The 12,641-nt window shown below is 67.6% G+C and carries 13 protein-coding genes and 2 pseudogenes; 11 read left to right on the forward strand and 4 right to left on the reverse strand.

The window, feature by feature from the left end:
- The first annotated feature begins 562 nt into the window (after positions 1 to 562).
- The 5 genes from ACIBO2_RS51645 (at position 563) to ACIBO2_RS51665 (ending at position 2,873) form a co-directional block, all read left to right on the forward strand.
- Positions 563 to 1,021, forward strand: a complete 459-nt coding sequence (locus ACIBO2_RS51645; RefSeq protein ID WP_397304727.1) for a MerR family transcriptional regulator — start codon at positions 563 to 565, stop codon at positions 1,019 to 1,021.
- A gap of 266 nt (positions 1,022 to 1,287) precedes the next feature.
- Entirely contained in the window at positions 1,288 to 1,494 is a 207-nt protein-coding gene (locus tag ACIBO2_RS51650; protein WP_397304728.1) for a hypothetical protein, read from the forward strand.
- Complete coding sequence (locus ACIBO2_RS51655) at positions 1,491 to 2,216, forward strand: Tn3 family transposase (RefSeq protein WP_397304729.1); 726 nt, start codon at positions 1,491 to 1,493, stop codon at positions 2,214 to 2,216. The genes ACIBO2_RS51650 and ACIBO2_RS51655 overlap by 4 nt, the downstream gene beginning before the upstream one ends.
- A 400-nt stretch (positions 2,217 to 2,616) precedes the next feature.
- The gene (locus tag ACIBO2_RS51660) at positions 2,617 to 2,745 is read left to right on the forward strand and encodes a DUF6245 family protein (protein WP_358547814.1); all 129 of its coding nucleotides are present in this window, start codon (positions 2,617 to 2,619) and stop codon (positions 2,743 to 2,745) included.
- Positions 2,742 to 2,873, forward strand: a complete 132-nt coding sequence (locus ACIBO2_RS51665) for a hypothetical protein (RefSeq protein ID WP_358547816.1) — start codon at positions 2,742 to 2,744, stop codon at positions 2,871 to 2,873. Before ACIBO2_RS51660 ends, ACIBO2_RS51665 begins: the two co-directional genes overlap by 4 nt.
- A gap of 84 nt (positions 2,874 to 2,957) precedes the next feature.
- Here ACIBO2_RS51665 and ctaD read toward each other — a convergent pair whose 3' ends face one another.
- The 3 genes from ctaD to ACIBO2_RS51680 all read right to left on the reverse strand — a co-directional run bounded on the left by ctaD (position 2,958) and on the right by ACIBO2_RS51680 (position 6,089).
- Entirely contained in the window at positions 2,958 to 4,598 is a 1,641-nt protein-coding gene (gene ctaD / locus ACIBO2_RS51670; protein ID WP_358547818.1) for a cytochrome c oxidase subunit I, read from the reverse strand.
- 5 nt (positions 4,599 to 4,603) lie between these two features.
- Positions 4,604 to 5,281: a hemerythrin domain-containing protein gene (locus tag ACIBO2_RS51675; RefSeq protein ID WP_358547821.1), complete on the reverse strand. Its 678-nt coding sequence runs from the start codon at positions 5,279 to 5,281 to the stop codon at positions 4,604 to 4,606.
- A gap of 292 nt (positions 5,282 to 5,573) precedes the next feature.
- Positions 5,574 to 6,089, reverse strand: a complete 516-nt coding sequence (locus ACIBO2_RS51680) for a MarR family winged helix-turn-helix transcriptional regulator (protein WP_358547824.1) — start codon at positions 6,087 to 6,089, stop codon at positions 5,574 to 5,576.
- A 187-nt stretch (positions 6,090 to 6,276) separates the two neighbouring features.
- Here ACIBO2_RS51680 and ACIBO2_RS51685 point away from each other — a divergent pair, with 187 nt between their 5' ends.
- From ACIBO2_RS51685 to ACIBO2_RS51710, 6 genes and pseudogenes are all read left to right on the forward strand, one after another.
- The gene (locus tag ACIBO2_RS51685) at positions 6,277 to 6,567 is read left to right on the forward strand and encodes a DUF3040 domain-containing protein (RefSeq protein ID WP_358547826.1); all 291 of its coding nucleotides are present in this window, start codon (positions 6,277 to 6,279) and stop codon (positions 6,565 to 6,567) included.
- 77 nt (positions 6,568 to 6,644) lie between these two features.
- Positions 6,645 to 7,562 (forward strand): slipin family protein, encoded by a 918-nt coding sequence (locus tag ACIBO2_RS51690; protein ID WP_358547829.1) that lies wholly within the window; start codon positions 6,645 to 6,647, stop codon positions 7,560 to 7,562.
- 174 nt (positions 7,563 to 7,736) lie between these two features.
- Positions 7,737 to 8,864, forward strand: coding sequence for a transaldolase (gene tal / locus ACIBO2_RS51695; RefSeq protein ID WP_397304730.1), 1,128 nt, complete (start codon positions 7,737 to 7,739; stop codon positions 8,862 to 8,864).
- On the forward strand, positions 8,854 to 10,095 hold the full coding sequence (locus ACIBO2_RS51700; protein WP_397304731.1) for an NAD(P)/FAD-dependent oxidoreductase: 1,242 nt from the start codon (positions 8,854 to 8,856) through the stop codon (positions 10,093 to 10,095). Before tal ends, ACIBO2_RS51700 begins: the two co-directional genes overlap by 11 nt.
- Before the next feature lie 63 nt (positions 10,096 to 10,158).
- Positions 10,159 to 10,521: a DUF488 family protein gene (locus ACIBO2_RS51705; RefSeq protein WP_358547836.1), complete on the forward strand. Its 363-nt coding sequence runs from the start codon at positions 10,159 to 10,161 to the stop codon at positions 10,519 to 10,521.
- Between the two features lie 176 nt (positions 10,522 to 10,697).
- A pseudogene (locus ACIBO2_RS51710) lies at positions 10,698 to 11,099 on the forward strand (aconitase family protein); the annotation flags it as partial.
- Positions 11,100 to 11,192: 93 nt separating this feature from the next.
- Here ACIBO2_RS51710 and ACIBO2_RS51715 read toward each other — a convergent pair.
- A pseudogene (locus tag ACIBO2_RS51715) lies at positions 11,193 to 12,641 on the reverse strand (universal stress protein); the annotation flags it as partial.

Consider the following 12,641-nt stretch of genomic DNA (forward strand, 5'->3'; position numbering starts at 1 on the left):
GCCTCGGGGATCAGGGCGAGGGCGACGACCAGTCCGGACAGGATCTCGGTCCGGGCCACCGACGGGCTCAACCAGGCGGGCCTGCCCGGCCGCAGGCGGCCGGCGAGCGTCGTGGATGGGTGGGCTGGTGTGGATGAGCTAGGCAACAGGCGTCCTTCAAGGCATGGCTCGGCCTCGCATGGGGCCGCGGGCAACATGCCGCCGGCGAGGGGCACGGCGGCAGCAGACGAGGGAGCGGCCCGCAAGGGCCGCGGGGCGCGCTTGCGAGCGTGCCCGAGTTGATGGAGGCGATCGGCCGGGGATGCGAGTGGCGCTACCGCGGGTAGGTCACGGCGGGCAGCAGGGGGCGATCAAAGGCATGCGCGCGTCGATGTTCCTTACCTCGTGATGGGCCGGCGCTCGTGCGGCGCTGGTGCACGTCATGGGCCGGGGGGATGTGTCCGGTCTGTGCCGGGACATCTTCATGCGGTCCGGTCACCAGGAACTTTACCCTAACGTTAGGGTAGAGATTCGGCGGGCCCAGCACCGCCCAACCAGTCCGAGCAGTGAGGTCGTACGGAAGATGGACGGATCGGCGCTCCCCGCCGCCGAGGGCGAAGCTCCGGCTTCGGCGGATCACCTGCACATCGGGGAGGTGGCGACCCGCACCGGGCTTTCGCTGCGGACCATCCGGCACTACGACGAGGTGGGTCTGGTGCGGCCCTCCGCCCGCAGCCAGGGGGGTTTCCGCCTCTACACCGAGGCCGACGTGGCCCGGCTGATGGTGATCCGCCGGATGAAGCCGCTCGGCTTCACGCTGGAGGAGATGGGCGAGCTGTTGTCCATCACCGACCGGCTCGACGACACCGGCGCGGCGGCCCTGGAGGCGGCCGAGCGCGAGCAGATGCTGGCCAGGCTCGGCCACTTCGAGCAGGCCACCCGCGAGCGCTGCGAGGCGCTGTGCACTCAGCTGGCCAGGGCCGAGGAGTTCGGCGCCGACCTGCAGCGGCGCGCCGGCCAGCTGGCGGGCGGCGCTGCCTGACCGGCGCCCGAGCTCGCCTGCGGCCTGGACCTCTACCGCGGTTGAGGTCCGACGATGGCATGGCGTTGTTCGGCGTCTAGAGGGTGGGCTCGCCGCAGCGGCAGGAGGCCGTGGTGCAGGCCATCGCGGTGGCGTGGCAGGCACGGCCGTGGACCGGTGCGGGGCTGCGTTCGTACGCGGTCCTGGCCGGCGGACGACGGTGACACCCTGCTGCGCTCACCGACCGGGACGACGCCCGCCGACAGGACCTGAGCTGGAAACAGGAGGTGGACGCGGCCGCGCCCGAGATCGAACGGGCCGGAGTACGGCCTGCCCGGCTGCAGCGCAGCACCCCCGCCTATGGCCCCGCCGACGAGGCCCGGTGCGTCGTACTGGTCACCCGCGACTTCGACGGCCCCGACATCGAGCGGGCCCGCGCTCTGGTGGAGGCGATGTTCGACAGCAGCGCCCACACGCCACCCGCCGAGGGATGATCTCCGCCCACTTCTATTGCAGCCTGGACGCCGCGCTGCCGTGCTTCGATCTGTTGCCGCGCATCCGCAACTGGCACGACCTGATTTTCTATCGGCCTGATGAGCGTATCCGCTACACCCACATCGAGCCGTTGTTCGGGCAGGAGGTGACCGACTGGGCGCTGATCCAGACGCATTGGACGGACTTGCTGCGTACCGCGATCTCCATCCGGGAGAGCCGGTTGTCATCGGTGACGCTGCTGCGCCGCCTGGGCAACCACTCGCGAAAGAACCGGCTGTATCGGGCCTTTCGCGAGCTGGGGCGGGCGATCCGCACGATCACGCTGCTGCGCTATCTGTCGCAGCCCGAGCTTCGCGAGCAGATCACCGCGATCACCAACCGCACCGAAGCCTTCCACGGCTTCGCCGACTGGCTGATGTTCGGCGGCAAGCTGATCGGCCACAACGACCCCGACTACCAGGAGAAGGTGATCAAATTTAACGAGCTGATCGCGAATTGTGTGATCTACTCGACCGCCTGCGACATCACCGACGCTGCCAACCAGCTCGCCGCCGAGGGCGAGAGTGTGGACGTTGACGACCTGGCCACTGTCTCCCCTTACATCACCCACACCGTCCGCTGGTTCGGCAACTGGATCATCAACCTGACCCCGCCGGAGCAGGCTCCGGTGACCCGTCTGGACCTGGAGTCGCGCGTGTTGTTCCCCGCCGGCCCGGCCTGAGCGTGCGTCGCGATCGAGCGGTGAACCGGCAGTTGCCCGGATATGTCCCCGCCGGGATTCCGGCGGCACTACGGTGAGCGCCATGAGCGCCGCCACGCCCCGTTCGGAGCAGTCCGCCTCCGTGCAGCAGCTGGCTGCCGCCCTGATGGCCTTGGGCATATACAAGGGGAAGGGCAGCCAGGCTGAACACGAGGCCGAACAGGCCCGGCTCGGCCACCGGCGCTACCAGGTGCGGCTGGCCAACGCTGCTCGGAGCGGCTCAGGTCGAGGCGATGCTCGCCGAGACGCTCGCCGACGGCGCGGTGGACCTGGCCGAGGCGCACGATCAGCAGCTGGTCAGCGTGGGCGTCACTGACACCCGGTCAAGCTGACCGGCTTCCTGCAGTGGCAGACGCTGCGGGTGCTCGGGCCACTACGGCTGATCGCCCAGGACCCGAGCACCGGTCCCATTCCGGTGGCCGCCGCGCAAGCTGCCGAGGGCTCGATCGGTTGCCCGGCGTTGTCGCGGCAGGTCAGGTGCCCAGCGTGAAGCAGGCCGCGGGGCACGTCGCGGCGATAGAAGCCGCCCGCGAGTGCTTTGTCCATGCGATCGGCAACATCGACATCCTGCTCGACATGCTCGTCTGCACACCGTCCTCGGGGAGGAGTGACTGCTAGAGCCGCATCGGCGTCATCGCAGTTGATCACCAAGTATCGGCGGGTCAACCGTACGAGAAGGGGACCTGGGAAGAGCCATACAGATCAGCTCGGGGGCTCGTGTGGGTAGTGGAGGTCGAAGGCGGGGCGTTCGGATCGGATGCGCGGGAGGGCGGTGAAGTTGTGCCGCGGTGGCGGGCACGAGGTGGCCCACTCCAGTGAGTTGCCGAATCCCCAGGGGTCATCCGGCAGTGGGCGGCGCGCGCCGCGTGCTGTGCGCCAGACGTTGTAGAGGAAGGGCAGTGTGGACGCCCCGAGCAGGAATGCGCCCGCTGATGATACGGCGTTGAGCGTGGTGAAGCCGTCGGCGGGGCTGTAGTCGGCGTAACGCCGGGGCATGCCGAGTGCGCCGAGCCAGTGCTGGATCAGGAAGGTGGTGTGGAAGCCGACGAACAGCGTCCAGAAGTGAAGCTTTCCCCAGGTCTCGTTGAGTAGCCTGCCCGTCATTTTCGGCCACCAGAAGTAGAAGCCGGCGAACATCGCGAACACCACGGTTCCGAACACGACGTAGTGGAAGTGCGCGACCACGAAGTAGCTGTCGGTGACGTGGAAGTCCAGCGGCGGGGAGGCCATAATCACGCCGGTTAGTCCGCCGAACAGGAAGGTGATCAAAAAGCCGAGCGCGAACAGCATCGGGGTTTCGAAGCTGAGATGTCCTCGCCACATGGTGCCGGTCCAGTTGAAGAATTTCACCCCGGTGGGCACTGCGATGAGGAAGCTCATGAACGAGAAGAACGGCAGCAGCACCTGGCCCGTGCCGAACATGTGGTGCGCCCACACGGTCATCGATAGTCCGGCGATCGCGATCGTGGCCGACACCAGCCCGATGTAGCCGAATACGGGCTTGCGGCTGAAGACCGGGAGGACCTCGGTGATGATGCCGAAGAACGGCAGCGCGATGATGTAGACCTCGGGGTGGCCGAAGAACCAGAACAGGTGCTGCCAGAGCATCGCGCCGCCGTTGCTCGCGTCGTAGATGTGCGTGCCCAGTTTCCGGTCGGCTTCCAGGGCCAGCAGTGCGGCGGCGAGTACGGGGAAGGCCATCAGCACCATCATCGAGGTCAGCAGCACGTTCCAGGTGAAGATCGGCATCCGGAACATGGTCATGCCCGGCGCCCGCATGCCCACGATCGTGGTGATGAAGTTGACGGATCCCAGGATCGTGCCGAGACCGGCCAGGCTCAAGCCCATGATCCACAGGTCGCCGCCGATTCCCGGCGAGCTGATCGCGCTGGACAGGGGTGTGTAGGCGAACCAGCCGAAGGCTGCCGCGCCTCCTGGGGTAATGAACCCGCTGATGGCGATCAGTCCGCCGAACAGGAACAGCCAGTAGCTGACCGCGTTGAGGCGGGGGAAGGCCACGTCGGGTGCGCCGATCTGCAGCGGCATGATGACGTTGGTGAATCCGGCAAACAGCGGGGTGGCGAACAGCAGCAGCATGATGGTGCCGTGCATGGTGAAGAGCTGGTTGTACTGCTCGGTGGTGACGAACTGCAGTCCCGGCCGGGTCAGCTCGGCCCGGATCACCATGGCCATGGCCCCGCCGATCAGGAAGAAGCCGAATGAGGTGATCAGGTAGAGATAGCCGATGACCTTGTGGTCCGTCGATGATAGCCAGGACACCAGGAGCCGACCCTTCGCGGTGCGAGTCAGGGCGGCAGAGGTGACGTGCTCGGTGACGGCCATGCGGATCACCTTTCGAGTCGGCGGGTGACGCGTACCCGCCACTGGTCCGGCCCGTAGGCCAGGAAGGTGAAGCCGTAGTCGTCTTGGCTGGTCGCCAGGGCGTCGCAGAGTTTGCCCGGGTCGGTGCGGGAATACAGGTCGAGGTGTTCCCCGCGGGGCAGCCTGTGCAGCCGGTCGCCGATGGCATCGAGCAGCCGCTCGGCGGGCAGCGCGTCCAGGTCGATCGTGGGGCCTTCGGTGAGCGGATACCAGCGGTGCGGGCAGGCGCCGAGGGCGGCGGTGGAGATCGTCGGCCTGCCAGGCGCGGTCAGGGTGGCCTGCTCGGTGGCGAGGTGGTTGTGTAGCTGGGTGAGCAGGTCGCGGACGGTGGTGGCGATCTGGGCGGGGGAGCGGGTGCCGCGCTCGCGGGCCGCGGCGGCGATGGTGTCCACGCAGGCGCGCAGCCGTGCGTGGTCGCGGGCCAGCCGGGACAGTTCGGGGGTGGCTTCGTGGGCGGGGAAGAGTAGCCGTTCTTCGTCGGTGAACTGCCTGATGAGCTCCGCGCGTAGATAGCGGGCCAGCGCCGTCAGCTCCTGGCTGGGCCATCGGTCTTGCGAGGCGAGCTGCAGGACGACCCGGGCTCGGTCGGTGATCTGGGTCAGGAGGTGAGCGTGTTCCATGGTCAACGTGGTCTGAGTATTCATGGTCGCTTCCTTTGACCGGATCTGGGCGAGGCCGATGCCGTAACTTGGTGGTTCAGCTTGCGTGCGCCGGCCATACATGCGTTCGTCTGGAATGACCTACTCTTTGCGGCCCGGTGGAGCCAGTCCACCTGGGTCTTTCCCGACGCGTGCATGGTGCACCACTCCCTGAGTGGCGATCACGGCCCTTGCCGCTCGTCTTCCCCTGATGCCTGGTGCGTCATTCCTGTCCATGCCGTTCCTTTACGTACCGCCAAAGGCGTGCGTCGCGCCGGCGACGACGCGTGGCCGAGCCTTAGATCAGTTCTCCGCCAAGATCGCCGCGGTGGCGTGGTAGGGCGGACTCCGTCCGGGCCGCCGCATGGGGGGACAGCGTGTCCGGCTGCGAGTCGCTGTCCCATACCGGGGGGAGAATCGCGGTGTTCATGCGCCGCAGTTCGTCGCGGTGTAGCTCGCCCAGGCGCGCCATGACGCGCTCGCCTTCGGGCGTCAGCATCACCCGCACCGCCCGGCCGTCGCTGGGATGCGCGCCCCGGTGTACGAGGCCCTGTTTGTGCGCTCGGCTGATGAGTTCGACCACGCTGTGGTGGCGCAACAGCAGCCGGTCGGCGAGTTCCCGTACGCTCGCCCAGTCGCGGCCGGGGAACCCTTTCAGAGCCAGCAGTAGCTGGTATTGCTGCGGGGTCAGGCCGGCAGCGCGCACCGCCTCCTCGCTGAAGCGCAGATAGGTGCGGATCCCGAAACGGAACCGGGCCAGCGCCTCGAAGTCCTGCTTGGTCAGGGGCTCGGGTTGCGTTGCTTCGTCCTCCACGACCGTGCCGCCCCTCTCTCGAATCTCTCACAATCATATCGCGATGCGATATAAGTGCACCTTCCCACACGTGCGGGGTGCCTGCGGCAACGGGGTCTGGACTTCCATTTATATCGTGCTACGATATAAATGTCCAGGTAGATGGAGGATGAGATCGCACCTGGCGACAGCGCCCTGGAGGTGTGTCGTGCTCGACGACTACGAACGCGAAGCACTGCGTGAGATCCAGCGCAGGTTGCTGGTCGAGGATCCTGAGTTCGCCCAGTCCTTCGACACCGACGCGCGATGCCTGCGCCGGGCGGCGGCGCCTGACCTGTCCAGGCGGGCGTACACGGTCATGCTCGTCTTCAGTTCGGTGTTCGGGGTGATTCTGCTGCTGGCCGGATCGCCGTTCATCGCTTTGCTGTTCGCCGCGTTGACCATGTGGGTCTGCTACGCACGCGCTCACCGCCGGGAGAGTAGCCGTGGACGGCCGTGATGCCGACGGCGCCCGGCAGGAGATAGAGAAGGCCCTCGTCGATAAAGCCGGCTGAGGGCAGAGCATCGGAGGATGCAATGATCGACATCATCGTCATCTCCGCGCTGATCGCGCTCCTTACGCTGGGGGCGATCGTGCTCGGCGCGAGTGTCCGGGTCATCAAACAGTTCGAACGAGGCGTCGTCTTGCGGTTCGGGCAGGTCCGCGCCGAAATCCGCGGTCCCGGGCTGACGCTGATCGCGCCGATCGCCGACCGGCTGCACAAGGTCAACATGCAGATCATCACCATGCCGGTGCCCCCTCAGGACGGCATCACCCGCGACAACGTGACCGTCCGGGTGGACGCCGTCATCTACTTCCGGGTCATCGATCCGGTGCGGGTGATCGTCGATGTTCAGGACTACGAGTCCGCCATCCAGCAGGTCGCGCTGGCCTCGCTGCGTTCGATCATCGGAAAGAGCGAGCTGGACGATCTCCTGTCCAACCGGGAGCATCTCAATCAGGGCCTCGAGCTGATGATCGACAGCCCGGCCGTGGGCTGGGGCGTGCACATCGACCGTGTCGAGATCAAGGACGTGGCCCTTCCCGAGACGATGAAGCGATCCATGTCACGCCAGGCTGAAGCCGAACGGGAACGGCGCTCACGGGTCATCACCGCCGAGGGCGAACTCCAAGCCTCGGAGAAGCTGGCCCAGGCCGCCGAGACGATGACCGAGCACCCCGCGGCGCTGCAGTTGCGGCTGCTTCAGACCGTCGTCGAAGTCGCCGCCGAGAAGAACTCCACCCTTGTCCTGCCCTTCCCCGTCGAGTTGCTCCGCTTCCTGGAACGCGCGACGCCGCCCGAGGCCGCCCCGGCGCCGGCCACTACTGGCACGTCCACCCCGCCGTCCATCGCCGCGCGAGCGGAGGAGCTGTCCATACCGGTCGAGCGGCCTCTGCAAGACAGCCAACATCTTGACCCTGTCACGTCCAGCGGAGTGCTGGCTGAACGGTAGGTCTCAGTGCTTCCTGGGAGGTGGACGAAGGCCTCCATCGTCATGGAAACCACCTGAACTCGGCTTGACGTCCACCGGCGTAGCGTCGGTGTCATAAGAGGTCTGGCGGCCCTGGTGGAGTCCTAAACGAAAGCGGATGTAGATCACCGCACGAAAAGGAAAGGGAGCCATGCCATGGCCGATCCACTAGCCGAACTTACTGCCCGCGGGGTGTCGATCTGGCTGGACGACCTGAGCCGGGAACGGCTGGTTTCAGGCAGTTTGGCGGATCTGGTCGCGCGGGACCACGTGGTGGGGGTCACCACCAATCCCACCATCTTCGCCAAAGCCATATCGCGCGGTGATGCCTACAACGCACAGATGAGCGACCTGGCGGCGCGTGGCGTCGATGCCGCGGAGGCCCTGCGGGCGCTGACCACGTTCGACGTCCGCGCCGCCTGCGATGTTCTGCGGCCGGTCTATGACGCCACCGATGGGGTGGACGGCCGGGTGTCGATCGAGGTCGACCCCCAACTCGCCCACAACACCGAGGCGACGATCGCCGAGGCACGCGCACTGTGGTGGCTGGTCGACCGGCCCAACCTGTTCATCAAGATCCCGGCCGCTCGTCAGGGGTTGCCGGCGATCGCCGCGTGCCTGGCCGACGGAATCAGCGTCAACGTCACGCTGATCTTCTCCCTGTCCCGGTACGAAGCGGTGATGAACGCCTTCCTCGACGGGATGGAACGCGCCCTGCGGGCCGGACGGGATTTGTCAGCGCTCGCCTCGGTGGCCTCATTCTTTGTCTCCCGCCTCGACACCGAGGTCGACGCGCGATTGGACAAGATCGGGACCGTCGAGGCGGCCGGGCTGCGCGGCCAGGCCGCCCTGGCCAACGCGCGGCTCGCCTATCAACGCTACGAGCAGGTGCTCGCCTCGCCACGCTGGACGGCGTTGGACGCTGCGGGCGCGCGCCCGCAGCGTCCGCTGTGGGCCTCGACCTCGACCAAGGACCCCGCCTTCCCCGACACGCGCTACGTGGTCGATCTGGTCGCGCCCGGTGTGGTCAACACCATGCCCGAGGCCACCTTGCGCGCGGTCGCCGACCACGGCCAGGTGCCGCCCGACTCGGTACACGGGCACTACCAGCACGCCCAGCAGGTACTCGAGCGGCTGCGACGGCTGGGCATCGACTACGACGACGTCGTGCAAAGGCTCGAAGACGAGGGAGTGGCCGCGTTCGAGGCGAGCTGGGACCGGCTGCGCGAGCAGCTGACCATCACCCTACGAGCAACCGACAGAGGTGCTGGACATGGCCGTTGACATGACGTACCTGATCGCCGGAGCAGGTCTGGCGGGGGCCAAGGCCGCCCAGACCCTGCGCGAGGAGGGCTTCCAGGGGCGGATCGTGCTGGTCGGTGAGGAGAGCGAACGCCCCTACGAGCGGCCGCCGCTGTCGAAGGGCTACCTGCTGGGCCACACCGAGCGGGAGGAGATCTACGTCCACCCGCAGCCGTGGTACGGCGAGCACGACGTCGATCTGCTCCTCGGCACGGCGGTCACCGGCATCGACCCCGCCGAGCACGAGGTGAGGCTGTCCGACGGCAGCCGGATCGGCTACGCCAAGCTGCTGCTGGCCACCGGCTCCTCCCCACGGCAGCTACCGATTCCGGGCGCCGACCTGGATGGTGTGCTCTACCTGCGCCGGGTCGAAGACAGCGACCGGCTCAAGGCGGTCTTCCCAACCGCGTCCCGGGTCGCGATCATTGGCGCCGGCTGGATCGGGCTGGAGACCGCGGCCGCCGCCCGCGCCGCCGGAGCCGAGGTGACCGTCCTGGAGAGCGCGGAGTTGCCGCTGCTGCGGGTGCTCGGCCGCGAGGTCGCCGAGGTCTTCGCCGACCTGCACCGCGAGCGCGGGGTCGACCTGCGCTGCGGCGTGCGGGTCGCCGAGATCGTCGGCCGCGGCGGCCAGGCCGTGGGCGTACGGCTGGCCGACGGCACCCGGATCGACGCCGACGCGATCATCGTCGGAATCGGCATCATCCCCAACAGCGGGCTCGCGCTCTCCGCGGGGCTAAAGGTGGACAACGGCGTCCAAGTTACCGCGCGACTACGCACCTCCGACCTGGACATCTACGCCGCCGGCGACGTCGCCAACGCCTTCCACCATCTGCTGGGTAAGCACATCCGCGTCGAGCACTGGGCCAACGCGCTGCACCAACCGCAGGTCGCGGCCAAGGCCATGCTCGGCCAGGACGTCCGCTACGACCGGCTGCCGTATTTCTTCACCGATCAGTACGACCTCGGAATGGAGTATTCCGGCTACGTCGAACCTGATGGATATGACGAGGTGATCTTCCGCGGTGACGTCAAGGCACGCCAGTTCGTCGCGTTCTGGCTACGCGGCGGGCGGGTGCTGGCCGGTATGAACGTCAACATCTGGGACGTCAACGACGCCATCCAGGATCTCGTGCGCGCGGGCGGACGGGTGGACACCAGCGCGCTGGGCGATCCCAGGACACCTCTGGGCTCGCTGGTCGGCGCTTCGCCCTGAACCAACGGCGGGTCAAGACGTTGAACCATCCAGGAACTCGCACGAACGCGAGGAGGCAGAACAATGACAGCCAAGAGCAAGATTCAGGTGCGTCGGGTCTATGAAGAACCGGCGGCAGACGACGGCACCCGGGTGCTGGTCGATCGGATCTGGCCGCGAGGGCTGACCAAAGCCAAGGCCGGCCTCGACGAATGGTGCAAACAGGTCGCCCCCTCAACAGAGCTGCGCACCTGGTATCACCACGACCCCGAACTCTTCGCCGAGTTCGGACGCCGCTATCGCAGCGAGCTCCAAGCCCCCGAACGGACGGACGCGGTGACGCACCTGCGCAAGCTCGCGCAAGACGGCATGCTGACGCTCCTCACCGCGACCAAACAGCCTGAGATCAGCGAGGCAGCAGTGCTCGCCGAACTGCTCCAGCGCTGACCACGGCAATCGGCAAGGCAGTTCGTGATGGAACAGGCCGTTATGCGCGGGCGCACGCTCCGGACCTCCGCAATCGGGCTCAGCCTGCTGACGGCCGACAGCAGGCTGAGGAGTCATCGTGGCAGGAGTAGCGCCCGGGTGGCGACAAACTCTTGAGGAAAGCCGGGAGGCGCAGCATGGGGCACAACGTCGCGCAGAAACTGATCGCCACCCACCTGGTGTCCGGCGAGATGACCGCGGGGCAAGAGATAGCCCTGCGGATCGACCAAACCCTCACCCAGGACGCGACCGGCACTTTGGTGATGCTCGAACTGGAAGCGCTCGGCCTGGATCGAGCACGCACCGAGGTGTCGGTGCAGTACGTCGACCACAATCTGCTGCAGACTGACAGCAAGAACGCAGAGGACCATACCTTCCTGCGTTCGGCCTGCCATCGATTCGGACTGTGGTACTCCAAGCCGGGCAACGGTGTCTCCCACCCGACCCACATGCAGCGCTTCGGCATCCCCGGCAAGACGCTGGCCGGCTCCGACAGCCACACGCCGGCGGCGGGTTCGCTGGGGATGCTGGCGATCGGCCTGCCGCTCGGCGTAGGCGGTGATGCCACGCATGTCGGAGCCGGCGCCGGGCTCGGTCAACGCGAACCCGGCAAGCTTTCGACCGGCGGCCAGATCGGGCAAGAAACGGGCCTTCTGATCGTCGGATCCGAACAGGTGAATCGGTTTCATCCCGATCGACTGGTGCACCCCCATGACCACCGACAGGCTCCCGTCGTAGCCGCCGAACTCCTCCATCACCCGGCAGTAGCCGGTCTGCGACAGGCCCTGCCCGCCGTACTCGGGCGCCACATACAGGCCGAGCAGACCGCGTTCACCGAGCCCGCGCACAATGTCGTCGCCCACCCACCGTTCCTGCTCGACCTTGATCGGGTCGTAGCACGCGTCCAGAAAGTCCCGGGCGTCGCCGATCAGGCCGTCGACGCGGCGCTGCTCGTCACGGGCCAGCCGCGGATACGGCATCACCATCGCGGCCGGCAGCCGGCCCGTGAACAGCGACTTGGCGAACGACGACACCGGCGGTGCGCCCGTGCCCGCTGCGTCGGCGCCGGTCCGGTCTCGTGCTGCGGGTTGCGCGGCGGCGGTTGGTTGGGGCGCTGCCGGTGCGGTGGGACTGGTGGCTACTCGCGCAGGTTGCGGGGCGTCCGACACGCCCTGCCGAGGTCGGGTCGTGTCGCCGCCATGGGTGGCTTGGGTACGGACGATGGCCACTGTGCCGGGCGCGTGGTGCAGCACGCGCTGGCTGGTGGAGCCGAGCAGGAGGCCGGTGAAGCCGCCGCGGCCACGGGATCCTACGACGGTCAGGGCGGCACCCGCGGATTCGGCGACCAGGACATCGGCGGACTCTCCCTGGACGACCTTCTGCTGTACCGGAACATCGGGGTACTTCTCGCGGTATCCGGCAACGGCTTCGGTGAGCAGCCGGGCAGGCCCTGGGTACAAGTAATCCACGTGGTAGCTCCCGATCCGCCACTGGTAGGCGTGAACGGCGACGACGCCCAGGCGGTGCAGCGCCGCGTGCGCGAAGGCGAAGTCGACGGCGAGATTCGACTGGCCCGAGCCGTCCACGCCAACCACCACCTGACCGGTAGCCGGGCCGGTTTCATCGGGGGCACCGGATGGGCTGTCGCGCACGACGACGACGGGGCAGGCGGCGTGCGCAGCGGTCTGGACGCCGACGGACCCGACGAGCAGCCCGGTGAACCCACCCAGGCCGCGGTGACCGACCACCACCAGGGCAGCGTCGTGGGAGGCGTCGATCAACGCCGCAGCGGGGGCGCACACCGGAAGATCGGTGCTGATGTCCAGGGCGGGGGCGGCCTGGCGGGCTCGGTCGGTGGCGGCGCGAAGGAGTTGTTCGGCTGCCTGCTGGAGCCCGGCATAGGGCGGCCCCATCACCGGCGGTTCCAGCGGTACGCCCATCAGTGGCCACAGGAACGCGTGCACGATCCGCAGCCGGCACTGCCGGGCGGCCGCTTCCCGGGCTGCCCAGTCCACCGCGGACAGGCTCTGCGGAGAGCCATCGACTCCCACAACGATCACAGCGGCTGGGTTGATGGTCAT

This window comes from Nonomuraea sp. NPDC050022, assembly GCF_044460705.1.
Classification (GTDB): Bacteria; Actinomycetota; Actinomycetes; order Streptosporangiales; family Streptosporangiaceae; genus Nonomuraea.